Below are 23,026 nucleotides of genomic sequence, written 5' to 3'. Positions count from 1 at the left end.
TCTCGTACGCTGCGGGGGGTGGGAAAGGTCGCGGAAGGGGGACCCACATGTCCTTGCAAAAGGGTGCCAACGTAGCGGTGGCGAGTACCAGGGTCCGGGTGGAGCTGGGTTGGCGGGGAGGCCCCGGCGCTCCTGATGTGGACGTGTCAGCTCTGTTGCTGACGGCGGCCGGCAAGGTGCGGTCGGACGACGACTTCGTGTTCTACAACCAGCCCGTGCATCGCAGTGGTGCTGTGCGCCACGAGGGCAGGCGCCAGGACGGCACGGGCGCGCTCGAGACGATCGGGGTGGCGCTGTCCGCCGTGGAGCAGGAGATCGGGACCGTGGTGGTCGCGGCTTCCACCGACGGCACGTTCGGTCAGGTGTCCGGCCTGTTCGTGCGCGTGCTGGACGCCGAGAGCGGCGCCGAGACGGCGCGGTTCGACGCCACGGGTGCCACATCGGAGACGGCGTTCGTGCTCGGGGAGCTGTACCGGCGCAACGGCGCGTGGAAGTTCCGGGCGGTGGGACAGGGGTACGCCTCCGGCCTGGCCGGGCTCGCCACCGATTTCGGCATCACCGTCGACGAGCCCGCCTCGCCTGCGCCGCAGCCCCCTGCGCCTGCGCCACTTCCCCCTGCGCCACTGCCCCCTGCTCCGCAGGCTCCGCCGCCTGTGGCTGCCCAGCCGGTGCGCCTGTCGAAGATCACGTTGACGAAGGCCGCGCCTACGGTGTCGCTGACCAAGCAGGGGGCCACCTCAGGAGCCATGCGGGTCAATCTCTCGTGGAGCGCGCCCAAGCCGCCGCGTGGCTGGATGAAGAAGGGGAAGGACGCCGTCCGGCTGGAGGACGTCGACCTGGACCTCTCCTGTCTCTGGGAGCTCCGGAACGGAGCGACGGGGATCGTCCACCCCATCAACAACCAGTTCGGCTCGTTCGACCAGCCGCCGTACATCCGGCTGGACCAGGACGACCGGACCGGGGCGAGCGAGGCCGGTGAGAACCTCATGATCAATCTTGATCACGCGGCCGAGATCAAGCGCATCCTGGTGTTCGTGGCCATCTACGCCGGGGCGTCCAGCTTCGCGGGTCTGCACGGGGTCGCCACGCTGTATCCGCCCTCCGGTCCGCCGATCGAGATGCGCCTGGACGAGTGCACCGTCCCCTCGCCGGTCGCTGCGATCGCGATGATCGAGAACGAGGGCGGGGAACTGATCGTCCGGCGGGAGGCGAAGTACCTCTTGCTGCCGCCCGGCATCTCCAAGCAGGAGGCCGTGGATATCGAGTACGGCTGGGGGATGACCTGGCACGCGGCGAGTAAGGACTGACCGACCCCGCCCGTCGCCGTGAGATGGAACCCGAGGTCGGCGTCCACCTCGTGCACGACCTGCCGCACCGCCTCGACGATGCCCGGTACGGCGACGGCCGGGCGCAACCAGGCTGGGACCTCGTCACGATGGCGTCAGCTGAGCTGGAACGAGCCCGCGCGGTCGTACCAGTTGGTGGACGGACAGTTTCCGGTTCCCGACCCGCCCAGATGGGTGCAGCGGTCGATCCACGGCGAGGAGGAACCGCCGTAGTTCGCGCTGTCGAACAGCTTGATGTCGCAGGACTGTGCGATGTAGGTGCTGACCGAGCTGTACGTGTTGTTCTCGCTGATCCCGCTGGGATTGTTGTTGTCGTACTTCTCTCCGGCGAGGTCGGGGAGCATGTAGTCGACGTCCGTGGTGGTGGCCGTGCACGCGTGATCGCCGTACCAGATGCTGTAGCCGCCGGCCTGGTTGTAGTTGATCCAGTTGTAGACCGCGACGAGCGGGAGCGACGCCAGGGTGGAGCCGTGGGCGGTCAGGGCCTGCTCGGAGGTGAAGCAGGCCTTCTTCTGGGCGGTGAGGTCGATCGCGCAGTACTGTCCGGCGGCATCCGCCACGGGATTCTGCGGGGCCAAGGCCGAGGCGGAGACCGAGGCGGAGGCCGAGGCGGAAGCGGCGGCGGAGAGGGCGAGCGTGAAGGCCGCAGAGGCCGCGAGGAGAATCCTTGCCGGCGACGATTTTCCGGGAACTCGCACAACTTCCTCCTGAGTGGGTATCCGTTCGGCGGTCTTCACAATGCCCGGCGACCGGCCCGGTCGACAGGGCGCCTACCGGCCACGTGCTCGGCTCGGCCGGCTCGGCTTCGGAGCGTTCTCCCGCCGGCGTGCGGGGATGCGAACGAGAGTGTTCTCAGGGCCTTGCGGGGCTGATGGTGCGGACCGGCAGCGGCCCTCGGACGGCTGGTTCGCGGGTATCGAGTCGGCTCGCTGTTGACCCTCGACATGGTGGAGGGCTCAGAGTTCTGGGTGTGGAGAGCGAGATGCGCAGTATTGGTGAGATGGCCCGGGACAGTGGACTGGGTGTGAGTGCCCTGCGGTTCTACGACGGCGCCGGCGTGCTGGTCCTGGCCTGGGTGGATCCGGTGAGCGGCTACCGCTGGTACGGCCCCGAGCAGCTTGAAGAGTCCCGGTTGCTGGCCGGGCTGCGCCGGGCGGGTATGCCGTTGGCGGACATTCGGCTGGTACTGGCCGGCTGGTCCAGTGCGGACACCGACCTGGTGCGGAAGCTGCTTCAGGCACACCTGCGCCGTCTTGAACTGGGGCTGTCCGATGCCCGCAGTGAGTTCTCCACGCTCCGAGCGCTACTCGAATGCAGGGAGAATCCCATGACCACGCTCCGCACCGCCACCGTCCGGCTGGCTGTCTCCGCGCCTGAGCTGGCCGCCGCGTTGGACGCGGTCCGCTTCGCCGCCGGTACCGACCCGGAGCTGCCGATGCTCGGCGGTGTCCTGTTCGACATCGAGGGTGAGGCGCTCCATGTCGTGGCCACCGACCGGTACCGGATGGCTGTCGCACAAGCCGGTACCACCGGGCACGGCGGACCCCGTGTGCAGGTCATCGTGCCGTCCCCGCTCGCCGACGCGATGCGGGCGCTGTTGAGCGACGACGCATCCGTCCGGCTCGCTGTGGACGGTGACCGCGTGGCCTTGGAGGCGGGGGACCGTCAGGCGGCCGGCCAGTGCCTCGATCACGACTTCCCTGATTACCGTCGCCTCGTCCGCCTGCCGGCCGGGCACCGCGCCCTCATCGATGTCACGGCGTTCCGGGAGGCGCTGGAAACCGGCCCCGTCCGTGCGAGCGAGGTACGCGAGCAGGATGGTGTTTCCTGTGACCTCAGCGTGCTCAAGGTGGCGGCCGACGGCTCGGTGACCGTCTGCGAAGACGGTGACGACGACCAGGACCACGTCGCCGTCAACCGCGAGTTCCTCCTGCATGCCCTCGCCGCCGGAGCCCGGGACCAGCTGATCCTGGAGTTCGGCGCCCCTACGGTGCCCCTGGCGATCCGCCGGACCGACACCGAGGACACCTTCTCGATGCTGATGCCTGTCCGCCTGGAGAATTGACCGCTGGACCAACGTGGCCGCCGCGAGATGGAGGCGGGCGTCCATATCGAGGTGGACCTCGCCGTAGGGGCGTACATGAGACCACAACGGCGGGGTCAGACCACGCCGGTCGGGCGAGATAACCGATCGACACCCTGATCGTGATGGCGTTGGCTGGCAGACATGCCAGAACTGCGTACCGATCGTCTCCTGCTCCGCCGGTGGCGGCGTTCGGCGTGGGGTCACGGTTACGCCACCGAGGCCGCCGTGGCCTGCCTGGCCTTCGGCTTCGAGGCCCTCGGGCTGCCGGAAGTTGTTGCGTCGACCACCGTCGACAACCTGCGTTCCCAGGCAGTGATGCGCCGGATCGGCATGACCCGGGACCCGGCCGACGACTTCGAGGATCAGAGCGTCCCCGAAGGGCCGCTTCGCCAGTGTGTGCTGTACCGGATCGCGCTGAGATGACCACGGGCTACACCACGCGGCGGGAGACGACCCCGGTCGCCACTGGAAGCAGCTGAGCACACGGCCGGCATCCGACGCATGTCGCGCTGGTGTTCTGCTGAATGGCCTTCGCCGGCAGCGGCCGAGGCTCCGGCGTGATCGTTCCGCACTCGCGCCTCCCCAGGACCGAATGTCAGCGGGTGCGTCTACGGTTCTGCCGTGGCGAACTCCTACACGACCCTGTGGACCAACGACCTGTGCCGAGAGCTCGAGCGAGCCGGCTATGCCGGCCGGCGCCTCACGATGTTGTTCGGTGGTCCGCACCAGTCGCTGCCGAGCTTCGAGCGGGCGGGCGTTCAGCCCGGCGACACGATCTATCCCGTCCGGGTCTTCCGCACCCGGCTCCACGTACTGGGCGCCATGGAGGTGACCCGGATCATCCCGTACGAGGATGCCGGATCGGAACTCCACGATGACGACTACACGAAGCTTCTGGACTGGAAGCCGCTGAAGGCGGGCTGCGTCACCGAGGTGGTGCTCGGGCCGCCCGGTTCTCCTCTCACCTTCGGCACAGTCGTCCCCGCCGATCTTCTGGAACGTCTGACATTCACCTCGCGCCGGGGCGAGCGCACACTCAAGTACGTCGAGGAAGGAAGACTGACCCGGTCAGTGAGCGTCCAGGGCATCTACCGGCTCGCCGCCGACTCCGCTGCTGAGCTCCACGAGCTCGTCCTGGACACAGCAAATTGACGGCCGGCGCGCCTGGCGGAGCCTGCCTGGCCGGTGCATCCGGAGACTGGTGAGCCTGACCCCCTGGTGTTTCGTCTTCCCGTGAACAAAGCCAAGGAGTGGCACCTCTGGCGTCGCGGGTCACCGCCCGATGGTGTTCATCAGGATGATCGCCACGAGATTCGCGAGGATGACGGTGACGACGCCGATGATCAGGGCCCAGGCTCTGCGCGACTCGTCCAGGTACACGCGTCGCCTCCCGACCGGGACGTGCCGTCCCTCTCGTGCCGGGCGCCCGTGCGGGGGCCGGCCTTCCGCCATGATGACCCGGTTCCGCGTGGCGCACATCTCGGGCATCACAGCGCTGGTACCGGGCCGACGGGCCGACGGGGCGGCGCGTCGGCCCGGCGTTCCGAGGTGCGGGCCGCTGGGGGGTCGGAGCTGTGCCGGGTTTCGTGACAGAGCCCGGCCGGGTGACTACGGACCCGGCCGGGCTCTGCGTGCGTGGGGATGGTGGCCGCGCGGATGGTTCAGAGGTTTTCGTCGGGCAGGTCGAGCTCCTCTTGGAGCGGGTCGTTCTCGCGACGGCGCTCGTTCTTGTCGGGGTTCTTGCCGCGGGAGGGCTGGCCGGGCTCCGGGTGTACGGGGTCCTGGCCGGGACGCGCCACGCGCTCCTGCTCTTCGCGGCCCTTGCCCGGCTCCTGGCGCTTGTCACGCATACCGCCCATGACGGCGACTCCTCATTGGTCTGGGGGATTCCTCCGTTCACGCTCGCGCGGCCCGTCGAGCTTCGCCTGCGGTACGTGGCGTACGGGTGACGCCTCCGCCCGGCCGGCGGCGGAGCGCGGACCGCCCACCGCGGACTCTGCCGCCCCGCGAGGACCGCATGCGCGCGGTCACTGTCGCCCTGCCGGGCAGGGGGAACGAGCGGGCCACGACGGTCTGCCCCAACAGCCGTCTGCACCTGACCTGCCCTCGCCAGCGCGATCCGGAGCCGGACCGGCGACGTTGACACCGCGACACGTGCCCGCCCCCTCACCCACCCGGGCCGGACTCGGCACGGCGGCAGGGCCGCCTTCGCTGCCGGGACTACCGCCTTCGCTGCTGCTTCGCCTTTCATGACGGAACGGTTACGTGCCGCCACGTCGGTGGCCCCGCTTCGTTGGATGCGGGCATGGAGCAGAAAACCGTTCAGCCTCCGGACTGGGCCGGATTCGCCCGGCTGGCGGAGGAGTTCTGGCAGGTGTCCGATGCGCCGATCTACGACGCCGTCGAGCGGCAGTGGCTCGCCGAGGGCCGTGAAGTGCCCCGCCGTGCACGTCTGTCGTTCGATGGCCGGCACCTCATGAGTGCCGACGACCTGTTCGGTCGTGCCTGAGCCCATCCGGTTCTGTGCGAGAACCTTGGCGCGCCCCCGCTGGATGACAGTGCCGCCTCGACGGACCCTGCCTGATGGGAAAGCACGTGCACCCTCGGCCGGGGCCGCTTGGGCAAAGGGAAGGGTTGCCGATCCCGAACACCTCGTCGCCCTCGCCGTCGCCGTGGACGGGGGCGCGGACAGGGGCGCGGACGGGGGCGGGGACCGGCCAATCCGTGTGTCGGTGGGGCGGGCTAATCTCCTGCAATGGATCTGCCCTACAGCACCCGGCCCTCCGCGGAGGAGATCATCGCGGCCGTCCCGGGCCTCGCGCCGTATGCCCTGCCCGCCGTGGTGCTGGCACCTCAGCCGGGGGAGCCCGGTGTCCATGACAGTTCGGTCGGCGGAGCGCTGCTGTGGCCGGTCCACGAGCCTTGGCCGTACTGCGACATCCCGGACGAGAAGTCCGGCTCGGGGAAGCCGGATTCAGCCATGGTGCCCGTGGTGCAGGTGTACAAGAAGGATGCGCCTGGCGACTGGTGGCCCGAGGGGAAGGACGTGTTCCAGCTCCTGTGGTGCCCGAACGTGCACTGGGATCCGCCGGTCCCGCACGCCGACATCAGCCCGGTTGCCGAGATCCGCTGGAGGAACAGCGCCGACGTCACCGACGTACTGAGCACGCCTCCTCTGCCTGTACGCCAGGAGGACCCGGAGTACGGATACGCGCCTGTGCCGTGCACGCTCACCCCTGCCGCCCTCATCGATTTTCCCTATCCCCAGGCACTGCCCGATGGAGAACTCGCGGAGGCCGTCCAGGAATACGTGGGCGCGTTGGGGGGCGAGGGCGACGTCATCACCCGGGTGGCCGGGATCAAGTTCGGAGGGTGGCCCACCTGGCATCTGAATGATCCCCGCGACATCCCGTGTCCGGCGTGCGGTGCTCCGTGCCGACTGCTGTTCACCGTGGCCAGCGACCACACCACCGGGATCACCGTCGGGCGGTGGGGCGACTTCCGGGTTTTCGCCTGTCCTGCCGACGCCGGGCACGGCTTCGTCTTCGATCAGCACTGACTCGTAGTGTCGGGGCTGCCGCACAGCACCTCGGCGCGCTCCCATGTCACACCCGGCTCCCGGCAGGCCGCAGGCAGAGGGGCAGCGGGCAGCGGGGCGGGCGCAAGCGGTTTCTGACGACCGCCCCCGCCGAGCGTCGGGTTCCGGCCGTTCTCCCACCCCGGCCGTCCCCGGCCGCCGACCGGCCGCAGGAGGGCTGTGCTGGCTGCGGCCGGGCCCGGCGGCGGCAGGACGGCCAGAACTCGTTGCTCCACCCTCCCCGCTCTAGTTCACTGCCTGCTCCACCGGTTCCCCCGCCCTGCCCTCCCGCCCCGACCGTCGGGGCCGGGTCTCCTCGGCATGCCCGCACGGCGAGGTGAACCGGCGTTCCTCACCGGCGAGTTGAAGGAGCAGCAACAGATGACCGACAAGCAGGCCGCGAAACCCGGTGCCCTGGCCGCGCCGCCGGAGTTCAAGTACACCTGGGGCCGGCACCACCAGGTCATGGAGCAGCTGTCGCTGGTCCAGATGGCCCGCCGCGTACCGTCCGCTCTCGGACACACCGCCCGCCTCGCTCTCGCGGTGAACCGCACCGCGTTCTCCATCCTCGTCTGTGCCCAGATCGTGGGCGGGATCTGCACGGCGGCCGCCCTCGCGGCGATCTCCCGCGCGATGGACCCGCTCCTGACCGGCGGCACCGTCGAGGAGCGCCTCGCGGCCGCCACCTGGCCGCTGGTGTTCGCCGCCGCGATGACCGCGCTCGGTGCTCTGGCCTCCATCACCTCCGGCAGCGCGACCCGCCGTCTCAACCCCGGCATGGCCACCCTCGCCGACCTCGCCATGGTCGACGCCCATATGGACGTCGAACTCGCCGCCTACGACGCCCCCGACTTCACCGAACGCTCCGAGGCCGCCGAGACCGGCTCCGCCCGCTCCTCCCCGCTCCCGCAGGACGCCGTCCGCTTCACCGGCGGCCTCATCGACCTCGTCGCCGTGGCGTCGGTCCTCACCCTCGTGCACCCTGTTCTCTTGCCGCTGCTCATGCTGTCGGTGATCCCCCGGGGCCTGGGCTCGGTGTACGCGGCCCGCCTCGACCACGCGCTACACAACGGGACGATCGCCTCGCGGAACATCAAGCACATGATGCGGTGGCACCTGACGACCCCGAAGCTCGCGGACGAGCTGCGCGGGAACTCGATGCGCGAGTACTGCCACCACTGGTACGCGGCCGTCTGCGACCGCATCGACTCCAAGGGGCTGGGCGAGCTTCCCGAAACCGTGAACGGCGCCGCCCAGCGGGAAATGAGGGAGGCCTGGGCGGAGTTGTCGAGGCCGGCCCGTGTGAGGGACACCGCCGACTCCCCTCGGGGAGGAGCGCGTGTACAAGCGGCACGACTGCGGCGGCATCGTCCCCTCACCCCTGGTGCTCCGAGCACGGGAGGGCGGCCGAGACCGCGGGAAAGGCCGGCGACCGGCTCTCGCGCCTCCGCCTCGGGCAGACCCTGACCCCGGGCAAGCCTCCCGTCGGCGGCGTGGGAGCGAAGTACCGTGATCGCATGGAACAACGCATCACTCTGGTCACGCTAGGGGTCTCCGATCTCGCACGCGCCAAGGGTTTCTACGAAGCCCTGGGCTGGCGGGGGCAAGAGGTCGAGGAGACCGTCTTCTTCCAGGCCGGCGGCCTGGGACTCGTCCTATGGGATCGCGACAAACTCGCGAAGGACTGCGGCCTGGAGCCCGGACCGGCGGCAGGTTTCGCCGGGATCGCCCTGGCACACAACGTCCGCTCCGAGGCGGAGGCCGACGCTCTGCTCGCGGCGGTGGAGCGGGCCGGTGGAACCATCACCAAGCCCGCGGCCGTCAACGCCATCGGGTTCTACTCCAGCGCCTTCGTCGATCCGGACGGCCACGCTTGGGAGATCGCGTACAACCCCGGGATCCCCCTCGCCGAGGACGGCTCGATTGTCCTTCCCGATTTCGGCAGCCTCTAGGCCGACAGTCCGGTCGCGCCGGGTCGGGAGTCCCGGCCGCATGGGTGTCCCGGTCCCGGCGTAGCGACTGGGGGGTTCAGGGCAGCGATCGCACTGCCAGACGGGGGTGACGGGTGAGGGCTGAGGCGATGACGGCTGCGGCCATGCCGTTGTCGGGGTCGAGGCCGGACAGGATGGTCGCCCGGTGGGTGGCGCCGTTGAGGGGAAGGCCTGGTAGTCCGTTGACCTCCAGGAGGTGGAGGTTGCCGTCCGGGTCGAGGCGGAAGTCGGCTCTGGCCATGTCCCGCAGGCCCAGGGCGTCGAAGGCCAGGCTCGTGAGGTGGCGTGCCTGGCGGGCGACGCTCTCGTGGATGGGGGCGGGGACCTTCAGGTGCTGCCAGCGGGCGGGGTCCTGTTTGAGGTCGTAGCCGAAGACCCCGCCCGCGGCGGCGGTGGCGGGCATGGTGGTCTCCGCCACCGGGAGCGGACCGCCCGCGGCCGTCAGGTAGGGGACGGTGATGTCCCGGCCGGGTATGTATTCCTCGGCGAGGACCCCGTCCGGGTACTCGATGAGCAGGGCCGCTGCCACGCCGGCGGCCTCATCGGCGGTGCGGGCCAGACAGTCGCCGGTGATGCCCTTCGAGCAGGACTCGAAGTTCGGTTTGACGATGACGGGATACGGCAGAGCGCCCAGCCCCGTATCCGGTGAGCCCGGGTCCAGGAACACCGACAGCGGCGTCGGCAGGCCGGCCTGGCGCAGGACGGCCTTCGTGCGGTGCTTGTCCAGGGCCAGCGCCAAAGCCGCGGGTCCTGAACCGGTGTAGGGCAGGCCCAGTTCTTCATACAGCTCTGGGAAGACCGACTGTCGCCACGGCCCGCTCCACCCCTCCGCCAGGTTGAACACCAGATCCGGACGCATGCTCCGCAAGACGCCGGCCACCTCCCCAAGTGCGCCGGAGACCTCCAGGGGTTCCACGGCGTATCCCAGACGGGCCACCGAATCCATCAGGTCATCGAGCTCCCGGGGTGAGGTGAACCCCCGCTGCTCCAATCCCTCGCACGACCTCAGGTTGTGGGCCACCGCTATGCGCACCGAAAACCTCCAAGGACGGATCACCTGACACAGCCGCTCATCCCTGCCCACCCCACCGGTCGCCGCAACCACGCGGACAGGCGCCGGTGAACGGCGGCGCCCGGCGTCGCTGATGCTGAGCCCTGACAGGAGGCGCGCCCGGCGCGCCTGGCTGTGCTTCCAGGCGCTCCATCGCGCTCCCCTCCACGGCGGGTAGAGGTGAGGAAACACCCGAGGAGGATGCGATGGGCGGCAGTGAGTTCGGCGCGATCGACATCAGCGGGGCGGTCTGGGTCAAGAGTTCCTACAGCGGAGGCGACGGTGCCTGCGTCGAAGTGGCTCGGATCCCCGGGGGCGCGGTCGCTGTACGGGACTCGAAGGACGTGAGCCGCACGCCCTTGCGGTTGTCGGTCGGTCAGTGGTCGGCCTTCCAGCGCGGCATCGCACACGGCGTGCTGCCGGCCTGAACTCCCACAAGGCAAGACCCGGCACGGCGAAGGGGGCGGTCCCGCCGGTCGGCCGGCGGACCGCGATCCCTCCACGATGTGGCTGGACTCCTCACGGGCCGCTCCCGCAGTACTTGTGGGAGGGTCGATGCTCCGTACGTCGGGCAGGCGGGGGTGCGTGATGCGGCAGGGCGAGTCGGGAGTTGATGTCCTGGTCGTCGGGGACGGGGTGCTGGGGCGTTCGATCGCCTGCGCGCTCGCGTCGGCCGACAGCCGAGTCAACGTGGTCCTGTGTGGCCGTACGGGTCCTGCGGCGTCCCCGGCGGCCGGCGCGATGCTGGGCGTGCTCGGCGAGGTGACCGATGCGTCGTTGAAGAGGCCGCACGGTGAGCTGAGGCTGCGGATGGCTGTCGAAGCGGCCGCCCGCTGGCCTTCCTGGCGTGAAGGCATCCGTGAGCAGGCAGGTGCCGCGGCTCCCCGCGGGGACGGGTATGGCCGGGGCACCTTCATGCTGCTGAACGCGGTCTCCGCGCGACTGGATGAGAAGTCTTTCGCGGCTGTCCAGAGGGCCGGAACCCTGTACGGGTTACCCGTCGAGGACGTCGACCCTGCGGATATTTCCGGCTACCGGCCGCTGGACAACGACCGGGCACTGCGGGCGCTGTACTTGCCGCGGGAAGGGTTCCTGGACGCCCGACGGTGGCTGGCCACGCTGGACGCTGCCCTTGATGCCCTGCCCAACGTGGCCCGCACCGGTGCCGGACGCCTGACCGCCACCTCCTCCGGCTACACCATGCGCAGCACAGAGGCCGCGTACGCGGCCCCGGTGGTGGTCGTGGCGGCCGGTGCCTGGACCACCCCCCTGCTCGACGCTCTCCACGCGGGCATCTCGGTGTTGCCGGTGCTGTCCGTGGAAGGGACCGCGTTCACGGTGAGCGCCCCCGATCCGCTGCCCGCGGTGCTGCGTACGCCGAACCGGGCTTATGCCTGCGGGCTGCACAGCGTCCCGCAGGCCGACGGCACCTGGTACGTGGGTGCCTCCGCCGCTCCGGCCCTGGTCCCCGGGGCGGCTCCCATGGCGGGCAGCCTGCGCTTCCTCCTGGATTCAGCGCTCGGCCAGCTCCATCACGGTCTGGCCACCGCCTCCGTGCAGCGGCTGCATCACGGGAACAGGCCTATCGGGCTCGACGGCCACCCCCTGCTCGGCCCGACAGCCCGGCCCGGGTTGTGGGTGGCCACCGGTACCCATCGCGACGGGCTGCACACCTCCCCGCTGATCGCCCAGGAACTTGCCGACGCCGTCCTCCAGGACCGCCCCAGCCGCTGGCTCGCCCCCTGGCGCCCCGACCGGACCCCGATCAGCGACTGGAGCGTCGAGGACGCCGTCCGGGAAGCGGCCGATCACCACCACGCCCTCACGGCCGAGTCCCGGATGCGCCCGCCGCTGACCGGGAGCTGGCCCGACGCACTGGAGGACGCGTACCGGCATCGCATGAGCGAGATGTACGCGGCCATGCCCGACGGCTACGTTCTGCCTCCCGACCTCGCCCCACTGGGCTACGAACACCAGGACGCCATCGCCGCCCTGGCCCAGGACTACCTGGACAGCCGGACGGCACCGACGTCGTACGCGCCCGCGGTGCGACCGTCCGGGCCTGGCTACGGGGCTACGGCGCCTCGGCGGACGCCCACCACCCCACCTCCGCCCATCCCCGAGGTGGCCCGGCGTCGTGACCGACACTGACATCCGTACGCTCGGCCAGCCTCATCGCCGGCTGCCACGGCGGGGCCGGTGAGCGCGCGCCCGTCACCGGGTCGGGGAGCGGCGGTCACCGGCGGGTCGGCCGCCGGGAACGGTTCGTACGGGTTGAGTCGTTACCCCAGGGGCGCGGGTACCCGGGGCGAGAGAGGCGCGGTCAGCCGGTCGGCGCCGGCCGGGACGGGCACGGCGGCGAAGAAGGCGTTCTGCTGTTCCTGGAGTTCCCTCTTCCGCTCGGGGCTGGTGCCGGGGAGGCGCTGCTCCTCGTACAGCTTGTGGGTGGCTTCCTGGGCCCACTTGCTGGCGGGGGTGTGGAACTGGACCTCGAACAGCTGCCCTGAGCGTGGAGCGCGCCAGCCGGTGTTGAGTCCCTTGTATCCCTGGGTGCGGCCCCAGGTGTTGGACCACTTCGTACTGTCGTTCCCCCACGAGGAGAGCACGTGCGCAGCGGTGGTGACGCCGTCGGTGTACTGGTCCTCGTTCCACTGAAGGGTGTAGCGCACCGCGTCGCTGAGGGTGGCGAGGGCGGCCTCGGCGCTCTGCCCCGGGTGTTCCTTGAGGGAGGTGGCGACCTTCCGCTTGAGCGAGTCGGGGGACTTGAGCCGGTTCTCGAAGCCGATGACCTCGGCCCCGGCGATCCAGGCCGCGGCCCGTACCTGGGGGCTGATGGCCCGCTCGGCCCGCTTGGCGTTCTCGACGTAGGCGTCGACCCGCTTGTTGTCGGCCGGGCTGAGCGAAAGGCCGCCTTCCCCGGTCCAACCGTCACCCGGCTGCCGGCCGGCAGCCGTCTGCGAGGTGTCGGCATTCGCCGTCCCGGCCGGGACGGCCATGGCGGTGGAGGTGATGCCGGTGGCGAGTGCGGTGGTCAGTGCGGCCGCGATCGCGGCCCGGGTGACGGTACGGGTGATGGTCATCCGCGTGAGCCTTGCCTTTGCGTGAGGAGTCGCTACGCGCGTTACAACAGGCGGACATGGCCCGAAGTGTCGTGCGGAGGGCCGGTGGGGTGATCTTTGGCCGGATCCGCTCCCCGACAAACACCTGGACGAGACGAACACCCTGAACCCGCTCCGGCTGGCCACCGCCTGCCAAGAGGGCGGGGCCCGCCTGGTGTACGCCTCCTCGCATTCCGTCTACGGCGTGCTGCACCAACGCGCACCCGTCCGCGAGGACGCTGACAGCGACCGGACCCGCTGTTCGGGACCCCTGAACCCCTACGCCCGCTCCAAGCTCGCCCTGGACCAGCTGATGCGCCAACGGTTCCCCACCGGTCCGGACTGGGTCGCCCTGCGCTACACCAACGTGTTCGGCGCCGACGAACAGGACAAGGGGCCCATGGCCTCCATCGTGTCCCAGCTGCCGCGCCAGGCCGCGACGCACGGCCGGCTGCGGCTGTACGACGACTCACTGACCGCCGCCCGGGACTACATCCCGGTGGAGAGCGTCGCCGACACCCTGGCCCTCCTCACCCGCCAACCGGTCCCCGCGGCCGTCTACAACCTCGGCGCCGGAACAGCCGTCTCCTTCGCCGAGCTGGTGCAGTGGTGTGCCCGGCTGCGCGGGGAGACAGGCGACGGGCCACTGAACGTGGAATGGGTGGCCAACCCGGTGACGGCCGCCTACCCGTTCTTCACCTGCGCGGACATGACAGCACTGCACGAAGCCCTGCCTCAGCGGCCCGGCGTGTCGGCGCGCGATGTCCAGCTGCGCGCGGCCGAGCTGTTCGCGGTCTTCCAACGTACGACGCCACCCACGTCCAGGTGCTGGCGGCTGGGGATTGGGAAGCGGCTCGGGACGGTCGGCTTGACCGACGGACGGGGGCTGCCGCACCAGCTGGTGTTCAGAGCTCCTGAGTACCTCGGCAACCATTCCGGCCCCAGGCGGGTCCTTCATGCCGGGGCCCCGCGCGGGGCCGCGTCGTTCGCGAGGACGGAGGAGCGCCGTGGGGGTCCGCAGGGCAGCGAAGGGCATCGGCGAGTTCCTGATGGAGATGGTTGGGGAAGCCGTCGCCGAGGTGATCCTCAGCCTGCTGGCCTGCGTCCTGCTCGCCTGCCTGGCTCTGATCGCCTACCTGAGCTGGTCCTTCAGCCCGCGCTTGACCGTCGCCGGTGCCGGACTGTTCAGCCTCTTCCTCGCCCACGGCGCCTGGGGGATCTTCCGCGACCCCGCGGAGGGTCGCCGCCGTCGGGGCGTCGGCGCCGTGACCACGGCGGCCTTCACCCTGACCGCCGCGACGGCCGCCTTCCTGTTGTTGTACGCCACAGGCTGCGACTGCCTGTGAAGTCGTTCGTTACCGCGTGCTCCGCAGCGTGCCGCCGGCCATGGCAACCGCTTGGAGAATCCGGTGAGATGCTGCCGCGAAGACTGTCCCAGCAGCGATCAGCATGCGGTGATCCCCTGGTCTGAAGCGCTTGCGCGGGCAACCAGAGCGCTCAGTGGCTTCCCAATGGAGACGTCAACTTCCCGGTCTGACCTGCGGCAAGTGTGGATCCAGCCGGCCGGCTGCCGGCCGGGTCTGCGTATGCGTGGACAACCAGGTGGCGGCGGGCCTCAGCGTCGGTACATGAACGCTATTGACAGTCGGGACCCCAGCACGCACCCTTTCACTACTTCCTTAGTGAAAGGAGGATGAACCGGTGTGATCGAGTACCGCATCGACAGGCGCAGTGGTGTGGCCACCTATCTCCAGATCGTGCAGCAGACCAAACAGGCTCTTCGCCTGGGCCTGTTGAAGCCGGGGGACCGGCTGCCCACTGCCCGCGAGGTGGTCGAGGCCCTCGCCATCAACCCCAACACCGTGCTCAAGGCGTACCGGGAACTCGAACGTGAGGGGCTGGTGGAGGGCCGCCGAGGGCTCGGCACGTTCGTCCGCCGGACGCTGGGCGAGGGCAGGGCGGCAGACGGGGCGCTGCGCACCGAGCTCGCCCAGTGGCTGGCACGGGCCCGGCGGGCGGGCCTGGAGCAGGACGACATCACCGCACTGTTCACCTCCGTACTGAACGGATCCGACAGTGAACCGAGCCAGGGGGACGAAGAATGACGGCAGCCATCGAAGCGCACGGCATCGGACGGAGGTTCCGCCGCGGTGGCTGGGCCCTGAGGGACTGCTCCTTCCGGCTCCCCGCCGGCCGCATATGCGCCCTGATCGGCCCCAACGGGGCCGGCAAGTCCACCCTGCTGGCCTTGGCCTCGGGCGTACTGAAGCCCACTGAGGGCACCCTGACCACCCCGGCCCGCGAGTCCATTGCCTATGTCGCCCAGCACAAGCCGCTCTACCCGCAACTGACCGTCGCCGAGACCCTGCGCATGGGCGCCGACCTGAATCCCGACCGCTGGGACCCGGCCGCCGCAGGCAAGGTGGTGGAGGCCGGCGGCCTCGATCCGGCCCGGCGCGTCCGCGCCCTGTCCGGGGGCCAGCGTTCCCGGCTCGCCCTGGCCTTGGCCCTCGGCAAGCGGCCCACGCTGCTGCTCCTGGACGAAGCGCTGTCCGATGTGGACCCGCTCGCCCGCCGCGAACTGATGGGGGCCCTGCTGGCGACGGCCGCCGAACACGGCACCACCGTCCTGATGTCATCGCACATACTCTCCGAGCTGGAGGACGCCTGCGACCACCTGCTCCTGATCGACGGCGGACGCGTCCGGCTCGGCGGCTCGGTCGAGGATCTCCTGCAAGCCCACACCCTGGTATCCGGCCCGATCCGTGACCTGGCCCCGCACACCGTGGTCACCACGCGCTCCACCGGGCGCCGACTCACCGCCCTGATCCGCCCGGAAGGAACCGTGAACACCGGCAGCGACGGCTGGCAGGCCATCGAACCCACCCTGGAAGAACTGGTGCTCGCCCACCTCGGCGCCCCGGACGTCCCGGCCCTGCTCACTCCGGCCGTGGAGGTAGCGGCATGATCCTCACCGACCTGCGCGGTCCCCTTCGAGTGACCGTCGGCCTGCACCGCCACGTTCTGTGGGCCGCACTCGCCCTGGTGCTGCTCGCCGCCATCGCGCTGCCCACCGGCCGCTGGTACGTCCAGTCCTTGGCCGAGGACCTCGCGGCGAGCGGCTGCAAGGTGGAGAAGACGGTGCCCGGATGCGGCATCCAAGTCCGCGGCTTCCTCTCCCGCAGCTTGTATGTCAACAAGATGTTCTCCTTCGTCGCGCTTGCCGTGAGTGCGTTGCCCCTGCTCCTCGGTGCGTTCGTCGCGGGTCCGCTGATCGGGCGCGAGTTCGAAGCCGGCACCCACCGACTCCAGTGGACCCAGTCGGTCAGTCCGGCCCGCTGGCTCGCCGCCAAGCTGGCGGTGCCGGTCGCCGCCGTACTCCTCCTCCTGCCCGCGTTCGTGCTGCTGACGGCATGGATCCGGCGGGGAACGCTGGACACCTGGTACCCCATCCAGTGGTACGACCTCCCCGTCTACGGGGTGATCGGGCCGGTGGCGGTGGGCTACGCCCTCCTCGGCATCGCTGCCGGCACCCTGGCCGGCCTGCTGATCGGACGCACGGTGCCCGCCATGGCCGCGGCCATGACGGCGGTCGGGATCATTGAGGCGGTTGTCGTCCTGCTCCGCCCCCGGCTCTGGCCCGCCCTCGGCGGGCCCGCGCGCGGCGGGGACAACTGGGCCTTCTCCGGTCCGATCGACCGCATCGGGATCCGTTACCACCCCGAGTCCCACTTCTGGCCGCTTCAACTGGTCGAGAGCGCGATCCTGCTGACCCTCGCCGCCGCCGCGATCGTCGCGGCCTTCGCGATCCTGCGCCGCCGGCACCGCTGACCGGCCCCGACCACCTGCGGGCAAGAAGACGGCGAATGGATTTCTTCCATGCCCAGCTGTCCCATTTGCCGCATATCCGGGTGTTCTGACGCTGCTGGGCACGGCCGCGCTGCGGCCACCAGCGGCCGGGCCGGCACGGGGCGAAGCCGCCGGTGATTCGAGAGACTCGTTCCACGGTCCGGTCCGGTCCGGTCCGGTCCGGTCCGGACCGAGTGCGTGCGTGCGCGAAGGCCTTTCACGAGGGGGCCGGGCGATGTCCGTCCGCTTCGTGAAGGTCGACCACGAGCAAAACCGGATCCCTTTGGCCACCCCCATGCCCGGGAGCCGGGCCCGGCTCACCAGCACCGCCGAGCCCGGCACGTTCCACGACCTCGGTTACGGGGCCGGCTCGTAGACGACGGTGGTGGTCGGGCAGTCCTCGGCAAGCCCGAGCAGCGCAATCTGGCCTGCGCGCACAACACGTCAGTGGCCACGTGTTGCGACGACCCCCGGAATCCGCCGGGAGGGGCGGGGCGGACGGCCCAGGAGGAGCGGTCAGAACGCGAAGACGGCGTTTCCGTTGAAGGTCGCGGACATGGTGCACGCGTTGGAGAAGGTGTGCTTCCAGGAGATGCGGCTGCCCTGCCAGACGCCGTCTGCGGTGACGGTGACGGGGGCGTAGTGCATCGGGCAGGCGCGGCTCGAGTCCGGGGCGGCCAGGAGCGCGTCGAGGGTGCCGGCGGTGGCGGTGAGGGCCGCGCAGGCGGCCTTGGGGTCGGGGTGCGTTCCCTGGGCGGTCGGCGCGCAGCTGAGGGTCGCGGCCCGCATGACGGTGTCCGCGTCCTCGCCCTGGGCGACGGTCAGGACCACGGCGGAGGGAGCGTACAGGCTGGCGGGCTGTGCCTCCGCGATGCCGGTGGCGCCGACCAGGGTCAGGAGGGCGGCAGCGGAGATAGCAGCGATGCGGTGACGCACGACGGAACTCTCTTTCAATTCGAAGGGAAGATGCAGCAGTTGGCTGCGATCTATCGACTGGACGCGACCGAGTCTGTCGGGTGCGAAGGGTGCATGCACATCGAACGCCGATTTACAGACAGCTCGTTCGATTGTGGCGACCGAATGGTCGTTCGGGCAGCTCGGACCGGGGGTGCGCCCTTCGCGATCACGCGCAAACGGACGGTGACACCCGGCGGGACAGCCGTACGTGGGGCGTTGACCTGCTGTCGGCTGAGCGCGGTTCATCGAACGTCCATCCAGACTGACCGGATAGTGCTGGTGCCTCGCGGTGCCTCGCGGTGCCTCCCGGCAGAAGGCGCCGTCGCCGCTGCCGCACGTTCGCGGGCGGCGCCGGTACCGACCGGGCCCGCTCGGCACGGTCGGGCGCAGGACAGCTGTCTGCGTTGACCGGCGCGGGCGTGGTGGCGGAGCTCGTCGAGTGCCGCGCCCGGCGATGCGGGTCGGCCAAGGCCGCCCGCCAGGACGCCAGTTATGGACAGGGTTGCCGGCTGTCCGGTGCGGTAGCGGCCGCCTGTCTCAGCGCTGAGAGGCAACAGAGTCGGTGATGCCGTGCCAGGTCCTGCGGTAGCCCTCCCGGAGAGGGCCGCCGACGAGGTCGAGCACCTTCGACGCAGCGCCGATCAGTACTGCGGGGTCGCCTGACTCACACAGGCGGAGGTGCCCTTGGAGCAGGGCGGCTCCGCGCTGTGGGTCGGCTTCCAACAGGCGGCGGGGCAGCCACTTCCCGCCGCCGATCCACGCATCATGGTGGTCACAGAGCAGATCGGCTGCGGCATCGACGACGAATGCGGCCACGGCCAGACGCTCGATGGGGTCGTCGGCGTCAGCGAGGTCGTCCAGTGCGTCTGTCAGACCGTATCGCTTCGTATCGACGGTTTCCGGTGCCAGTGCGGGCGGACCTTCACGAAGGTCCGCTTCGGCCAGGGCGCGAGCGCGCCCGGCCTCACCGTTCGAATCGACCAGAACGAGACCGGATACATACATGCTCTGAAGGACCGCCCTCCGTGAGGCGACGTCTGCCGCGAAGAGCTCCACGAGACCGGCTCGGGTGTGGACGAAGAGTTCGACGACACGTCCCTCGAACCGGACCGTCTCCCGGCAGGTCACGCCGCCGTCCTCGATGAGCACCGCGATGTCCAGGTCACTGCTCGCAGTGGCTCTCCCGGTAGCTGTGGACCCGGCGAGGACCACGGCGAGTGCATCGGGGAAACGGTCGCGAACGAGACGTCGCGCCTGGTCGATGGGGTCTTCATCCATGACGGGCAGAGTGCCAAAAGCCCTGATCAAAGGCGAGTCGATTCCGCGCAGCATGGCCTGAGCGCCTTGATGCCCGGGCAGAAGCGGACGGCACCGAACTCCTCGCCCACCCGTACGCGGAGCTCCGCCGGATCCGGCGCTGTGGACGCTCTGCCCGATGACCACCGACCTCGCCAAGGCGAGGGTATGGCTGGAGACATGGACGGACGCCTCCAGGGTCGGGGAGCGGCCGTGAAGGGAATGAACCAGCGCCACCTGCCCCGGTCCCAGGGCTGGCTTGTTGACTGCACTAACGGTGCTCACGCCCCGGCGCCGTGATTCGGGGCAGGGCGGGCGGTCAGACCCTGACCGCCCGTTCTCGATGGCGAGGGCCACACCCGCTCGCGCCAGGCGTTCGGGGCCCGGGAAGCGGATCGCCGCGTCGGAAACCCCGAGGAGCGATGGAGGGACGAACTACGCCTGGCTATGGGACAGTTCATGATGATGCGTCACCGGCTGCTGGGGGAAGGGCGGAATATGGCGAACGAGGGGGACGGCTGGCTGACGGAGCGCCAGGTGAGCACCTTGTGGCCGGACGTGGGTACTCGCTCGGTGTATGTGAATGCGCTGGCCCACGGGGTGCGGGTCCGTTCGGAGAGCTGGATGACCACTACGGGCTATGCCGGCAAGAGGTGGTATCACGCCGACGACGTGCGCCGAGTGGCCCCGCAGATAGCAACCCAGCCACCCCTCAAGGGGCCGTCCCCGCTGCCGTGCTGTCTGCTGCTGATCGTTCTGGCAGCGGGACCGGTCGTGTGGCTGGTGATGGCTATACGAAGCGGGCAGTAGAGGTCAAGTCTGTGGCTGCGCGGGCGGCTCCGAGGTGTCGGGCCGGGGCGGGATGTTCAGGAGTTCCGACGGCGCCGGCCTTCCTCGCAAGCGTGGCCGGGCCTCCGGGTCGTTCTCCCTACGCCAGGGCTGTCGTGTGCCGGCCCGGGAGAACGACCCCAGAGGCCCGAGCGTCCCCGGGTCTCCTAGAAGGCGACGGGATAGCCCAACCGCGCCATCTCGCTCATGGCGAGGGTGAGCTCACCCCCCGGGGCATCGGGGCCGGGCGCGGCGACGGCGACGGCGACGGAAGGTGTGGCGACCACTGCTTCGGGTGCGGTCACGACGACGGGCGAGGCGATTGCGGCGGCGATGGCGAGGACAGCGGTGGCCCGCAGGGTCCACTTCAGCACGGTGAGGCTCCGATCTCGGCGTGTGTTGGCATGTGTCTTGATCGTCGCCACCTATCCGGTGTCCGGGCATCGTCCGAAGGTCGCGACCGCCTCCCCCGCACGGGGGAGGCGGCCGCCGCGGGGTGCCTCCCTTCCTCGTGAACATCGACCCTGGGCAGATCGGACCGCCTCCCAAACTCGGGAACAACCACTCTCGCCGCAGCTCCGCCGTACCCGGCGCGGGCCGGAGGGCGAGCCGGTTGTACGCGGCAAGTCCAACGCCGGGCGGGCCCCGGGACGGAGGTGGGCGGTGGTTGGTGTGCCGGGCTGGCAGCAGTGGCGGGCGTGCACCCTCCTGCCCGTCAACGGTCTGGCGTCGGCCCCCGGCTCCGCGCGGGGACGCGGGCCGGGGCCGACGGCTTGGCAAGGGCAGGGACCGTGCCGGGGTGGCTTTCCGGCCGGTCAGCGGCTGGCAGGCCGGCCGTGTTCCTGTTCAGCCGGCGGTGACCGGGAGGTCGGCCTGGAACGGAGCCTCGGCGCTGGGCCTGTGAGCCCCGGAGGTCACCTCGGCCTCGCGGTGCTTCCCGAAAGTCACGACCCTTCTCCAGCCCAAGCGCGGCGAGGAAGGATTGGTCTCAGCTGTCAGCCGGGTGATGCGCCACGACCGGGCACTGGGTAGGCGGATCGGGTGGTCTGGGTACATGCGCTCATGCGGACGCTGCGGTTCGGGCGGTGCAATGGGGTCATGAACGCAACTCCTCCCCTGACACCTCCGGCCGCCCGGTCCCTGGCCCGGCCGTGGTGGCTGGCCCCGGCCCTGTTCACCATGGCGGCTGTACTGGGCGGTGCGTGGGGCTACCGATCCTCCCCGATCGTCCACGCGTCGGCGTGGCTGGCCATGCCGTACGTTGTTCCGCTGGCCCTGGTGGCGGTCTCCTGGCGCTCGTCGGCCCGCCCGGACACGCGGGCCCGCGGCCTGGTAGCGGGCGGGATCGGTGCCGTCGCCGCCATGGTCTGCGCGCACCTGACCACTTTCGTGCTTTTACTGCCTGTTTCGTATCCCCTGTGCGGGCTAGGCTGGAGGTCTAGGCCTGGACGGTGTCGAAGGGCGCCAAGAGGGCTGTGGAGAGGGCTTGTCGGGCTTGTGGTGACCGGCTTCGGCCGGGTGCCAGGCCGGACGCGGTGTTCTGCTCGGCGAGCTGTCGGTCCAGGCAGTGGCGGGTGGAGCGGCGGTTGCGCCGGCGTCTTGCCGCGGTCCAGGGCGGGGCCGGTGAGGGCGAGTGCCGCGAGTGCGGGACCCGCTGGATCGCGGGGGTGGAGCGGCGATTCGCGGCCGTGTATTGCTCGCCGAAGTGCAAGGTGAGGGCTTGGCGCCGGCGGAACGATCCGTTCGTAGACCGGTCACAGTAACCGCAGCGCGAACGCATCACTTGTCCAAGTTTGGTCAGTTGCCGGTAATTTGCGGTCCTTCGTTGTGATCTTCCTCTTTGTGGTCTGACTCTCGGTGATGAGCGGGCTTTGTACCGTCACGGCAGGAAGACGGCCGTGCCATGGCCCGCGCTGGGTGGTGACACACCATGCCCGAGGACAACGAGGAAGATCGGAAGCGTCAGCCCGTCACAATACGAACAGATCGTGACCGAGCTCCGCGAAGTCGTCGACCGCCACTCCCGAGGCCAGTTCACGATCGGTGACCGAGCCCTGGAGATCGAACCCTCCCGCCCCCGCGAGGGCGCCCGGCCCGAGGGCGGATGGACCGTCAGGGAGTCGTTGACCCGGCTCGCCGAGGACATCGGCCTCAAATACAGCACCGTCAACAACGCCCGCTGGGTCGCCGCCCGCTGGCCCAAGGAGCACCGCCAGGCTGGCGTCCCCTTCACCGTCTACCGGATCCTGGCCAGCGTCGATGACGAGGACGAGCGATTCGCGGCCGTGAAACAGCCACCGGAGGGCAAGACCCGGTGGACCGCCGATGACGCCAGCCGCGTGCTCGGCTGGCAGGTCGAGAACCCGGTCTCCAAGCAGGAGAAGATCAGCGCGATCCACGCGCTGGCCCGGGACGAAGAGGTCGCCGCGGTGGTCACCACCGACCTGCTTCGCCGGCCCGCGGTCTCTGCGTAAGTCGCCGTCGAGGACCGGGTCAGGGTGGTCGAGGAGTTCACCCGCGACGAGACCGTCGCCGCGACCGTGACCACCGGCCTGCTCAGGCGCCCGGACGTCGCCTTCAGGGCCATGAGCGACGACACCGCCCGCCACCAGGTCAACCACGCCCAGGTCGAACGCGGCCGCCAGGCCCGCGAGCACTTCGAACGGACCAGCCCCGTCGCGCCGGCGGTCAAGCAGATCAACCGCACGGTCGAGTTCCTGGACCTGGTCACCGCCTGCCACTCCTTCGTCGCCGCCTCCGGCCGCGCGGTCCCGGGGCTGCGGGACCGCCAGTTGTCCGAGGACGAACAGGCGATCGTCCACCAGAACATCGCCAAGGTCAAGGGTAGGTTGACTGAACTAAGACTGGAGTTTTCGCAGGTCAGTGACCTATTGGGAGGGTCTGCGTTAGCTGGTGCATGAGTGATGCTGACGGGCTGCTCCGGAAC

At 70.1% G+C, this 23,026-nt stretch carries 22 protein-coding genes and 3 pseudogenes; 18 read left to right on the top strand and 7 right to left on the bottom strand.

All coding sequences use genetic code 11. The features are described 5' to 3' along the window. Positions 1–47: 47 nt before the first annotated feature. Positions 48–1,307 carry a TerD family protein gene (locus tag ACWDYJ_RS13320; RefSeq protein ID WP_451565629.1) on the top strand — a complete coding sequence of 420 codons (1,260 nt, stop codon included), beginning with the start codon at positions 48–50 and terminating at the stop codon, positions 1,305–1,307. A 134-nt stretch (positions 1,308–1,441) separates the two neighbouring features. Here ACWDYJ_RS13320 and ACWDYJ_RS13315 read toward each other — a convergent pair whose 3' ends face one another. Beyond that, positions 1,442–2,044: a hypothetical protein gene (locus ACWDYJ_RS13315; RefSeq protein ID WP_451565628.1), complete on the bottom strand. Its 603-nt coding sequence runs from the start codon at positions 2,042–2,044 to the stop codon at positions 1,442–1,444. Positions 2,045–2,328: 284 nt separating this feature from the next. On the opposite strand from ACWDYJ_RS13315, the gene ACWDYJ_RS13310 reads away from it, so the two are divergent. The 3 genes and pseudogenes from ACWDYJ_RS13310 to ACWDYJ_RS13300 all read left to right on the top strand — a co-directional run bounded on the left by ACWDYJ_RS13310 (position 2,329) and on the right by ACWDYJ_RS13300 (position 4,584). Further along, positions 2,329–3,411, top strand: coding sequence for a DNA polymerase III subunit beta family protein (locus ACWDYJ_RS13310; RefSeq protein ID WP_451565627.1), 1,083 nt, complete (start codon positions 2,329–2,331; stop codon positions 3,409–3,411). 201 nt (positions 3,412–3,612) lie between these two features. Beyond that, positions 3,613–3,855, top strand: a pseudogene (locus ACWDYJ_RS13305) (GNAT family N-acetyltransferase); the annotation flags it as partial. 198 nt (positions 3,856–4,053) lie between these two features. Then, positions 4,054–4,584 (top strand): hypothetical protein, encoded by a 531-nt coding sequence (locus tag ACWDYJ_RS13300; RefSeq protein WP_451565626.1) that lies wholly within the window; start codon positions 4,054–4,056, stop codon positions 4,582–4,584. 509 nt (positions 4,585–5,093) lie between these two features. Here ACWDYJ_RS13300 and ACWDYJ_RS13295 read toward each other — a convergent pair. Next, on the bottom strand, positions 5,094–5,291 hold the full coding sequence (locus ACWDYJ_RS13295) for a hypothetical protein (RefSeq protein WP_451565625.1): 198 nt from the start codon (positions 5,289–5,291) through the stop codon (positions 5,094–5,096). A 446-nt stretch (positions 5,292–5,737) separates the two neighbouring features. Between ACWDYJ_RS13295 and ACWDYJ_RS13290 the strand changes: the two genes are divergently transcribed. The 4 genes from ACWDYJ_RS13290 to ACWDYJ_RS13275 all read left to right on the top strand — a co-directional run bounded on the left by ACWDYJ_RS13290 (position 5,738) and on the right by ACWDYJ_RS13275 (position 8,961). Beyond that, positions 5,738–5,941: a hypothetical protein gene (locus ACWDYJ_RS13290; RefSeq protein ID WP_451565624.1), complete on the top strand. Its 204-nt coding sequence runs from the start codon at positions 5,738–5,740 to the stop codon at positions 5,939–5,941. A 246-nt stretch (positions 5,942–6,187) separates the two neighbouring features. Further along, complete coding sequence (locus ACWDYJ_RS13285; RefSeq protein ID WP_451565623.1) at positions 6,188–6,991, top strand: hypothetical protein; 804 nt, start codon at positions 6,188–6,190, stop codon at positions 6,989–6,991. Positions 6,992–7,390: 399 nt separating this feature from the next. Further along, entirely contained in the window at positions 7,391–8,476 is a 1,086-nt protein-coding gene (locus ACWDYJ_RS13280) for a hypothetical protein (RefSeq protein WP_451565622.1), read from the top strand. A 50-nt stretch (positions 8,477–8,526) separates the two neighbouring features. Beyond that, positions 8,527–8,961 carry a VOC family protein gene (locus tag ACWDYJ_RS13275; RefSeq protein ID WP_451565621.1) on the top strand — a complete coding sequence of 145 codons (435 nt, stop codon included), beginning with the start codon at positions 8,527–8,529 and terminating at the stop codon, positions 8,959–8,961. Positions 8,962–9,037: 76 nt separating this feature from the next. Here ACWDYJ_RS13275 and ACWDYJ_RS13270 read toward each other — a convergent pair whose 3' ends face one another. Further along, entirely contained in the window at positions 9,038–9,859 is an 822-nt protein-coding gene (locus ACWDYJ_RS13270) for a D-alanine--D-alanine ligase family protein (protein WP_451565658.1), read from the bottom strand. A gap of 398 nt (positions 9,860–10,257) precedes the next feature. On the opposite strand from ACWDYJ_RS13270, the gene ACWDYJ_RS13265 reads away from it, so the two are divergent. Beyond that, positions 10,258–10,479, top strand: coding sequence for a DUF397 domain-containing protein (locus ACWDYJ_RS13265; protein WP_451565620.1), 222 nt, complete (start codon positions 10,258–10,260; stop codon positions 10,477–10,479). A 127-nt stretch (positions 10,480–10,606) separates the two neighbouring features. After that, complete coding sequence (locus ACWDYJ_RS13260) at positions 10,607–12,202, top strand: NAD(P)/FAD-dependent oxidoreductase (protein ID WP_451565619.1); 1,596 nt, start codon at positions 10,607–10,609, stop codon at positions 12,200–12,202. 131 nt (positions 12,203–12,333) lie between these two features. Here the strand turns inward: ACWDYJ_RS13260 and ACWDYJ_RS13255 are convergent, their stop codons facing one another. Beyond that, positions 12,334–13,131, bottom strand: a complete 798-nt coding sequence (locus ACWDYJ_RS13255) for an ATP nucleotide 3'-pyrophosphokinase (RefSeq protein WP_451565618.1) — start codon at positions 13,129–13,131, stop codon at positions 12,334–12,336. Between the two features lie 124 nt (positions 13,132–13,255). Between ACWDYJ_RS13255 and ACWDYJ_RS13250 the strand changes: the two are divergent. From ACWDYJ_RS13250 to ACWDYJ_RS13225, 6 genes and pseudogenes are all read left to right on the top strand, one after another. Beyond that, a pseudogene (locus tag ACWDYJ_RS13250) lies at positions 13,256–13,774 on the top strand (NAD-dependent epimerase/dehydratase family protein); the annotation flags it as partial. Positions 13,775–14,156: 382 nt separating this feature from the next. Further along, complete coding sequence (locus tag ACWDYJ_RS13245; protein WP_451565617.1) at positions 14,157–14,495, top strand: lysine transporter LysE; 339 nt, start codon at positions 14,157–14,159, stop codon at positions 14,493–14,495. Between the two features lie 357 nt (positions 14,496–14,852). Next, complete coding sequence (locus ACWDYJ_RS13240) at positions 14,853–15,254, top strand: GntR family transcriptional regulator (protein ID WP_451565616.1); 402 nt, start codon at positions 14,853–14,855, stop codon at positions 15,252–15,254. Further along, positions 15,251–16,117 carry an ABC transporter ATP-binding protein gene (locus ACWDYJ_RS13235; RefSeq protein WP_451565615.1) on the top strand — a complete coding sequence of 289 codons (867 nt, stop codon included), beginning with the start codon at positions 15,251–15,253 and terminating at the stop codon, positions 16,115–16,117. The genes ACWDYJ_RS13240 and ACWDYJ_RS13235 overlap by 4 nt, the downstream gene beginning before the upstream one ends. Continuing rightward, the gene (locus ACWDYJ_RS13230) at positions 16,114–16,980 is read left to right on the top strand and encodes a hypothetical protein (protein ID WP_451565614.1); all 867 of its coding nucleotides are present in this window, start codon (positions 16,114–16,116) and stop codon (positions 16,978–16,980) included. Before ACWDYJ_RS13235 ends, ACWDYJ_RS13230 begins: the two co-directional genes overlap by 4 nt. A 253-nt stretch (positions 16,981–17,233) precedes the next feature. Further along, complete coding sequence (locus tag ACWDYJ_RS13225; RefSeq protein WP_451565613.1) at positions 17,234–17,374, top strand: hypothetical protein; 141 nt, start codon at positions 17,234–17,236, stop codon at positions 17,372–17,374. Between the two features lie 140 nt (positions 17,375–17,514). Here ACWDYJ_RS13225 and ACWDYJ_RS13220 read toward each other — a convergent pair whose 3' ends face one another. Together ACWDYJ_RS13220 and ACWDYJ_RS13215 are read right to left on the bottom strand one after the other, a co-directional pair. After that, entirely contained in the window at positions 17,515–17,934 is a 420-nt protein-coding gene (locus tag ACWDYJ_RS13220) for an SSI family serine proteinase inhibitor (protein ID WP_451565612.1), read from the bottom strand. Positions 17,935–18,492: 558 nt separating this feature from the next. Beyond that, positions 18,493–19,233, bottom strand: a complete 741-nt coding sequence (locus ACWDYJ_RS13215; RefSeq protein ID WP_451565611.1) for a nucleotidyltransferase domain-containing protein — start codon at positions 19,231–19,233, stop codon at positions 18,493–18,495. A 465-nt stretch (positions 19,234–19,698) separates the two neighbouring features. Here ACWDYJ_RS13215 and ACWDYJ_RS13210 point away from each other — a divergent pair, with 465 nt between their 5' ends. Beyond that, positions 19,699–20,061: a hypothetical protein gene (locus ACWDYJ_RS13210; RefSeq protein ID WP_451565610.1), complete on the top strand. Its 363-nt coding sequence runs from the start codon at positions 19,699–19,701 to the stop codon at positions 20,059–20,061. A 185-nt stretch (positions 20,062–20,246) separates the two neighbouring features. On the opposite strand, the gene ACWDYJ_RS13205 is transcribed toward ACWDYJ_RS13210, so the two are convergent. Next, entirely contained in the window at positions 20,247–20,453 is a 207-nt protein-coding gene (locus tag ACWDYJ_RS13205) for a hypothetical protein (RefSeq protein ID WP_451565609.1), read from the bottom strand. 1,578 nt (positions 20,454–22,031) lie between these two features. Here ACWDYJ_RS13205 and ACWDYJ_RS13200 point away from each other — a divergent pair. Further along, positions 22,032–22,931, top strand: a pseudogene (locus tag ACWDYJ_RS13200) (DUF6192 family protein); the annotation flags it as partial. Positions 22,932–23,026: the final 95 nt, after the last annotated feature.

This window comes from Streptomyces sp. NPDC003042, from assembly GCF_053591315.1.
Note: the sequence above shows the minus strand (reverse complement) of the source record. Positions and strands in the feature narration are given on the sequence as shown.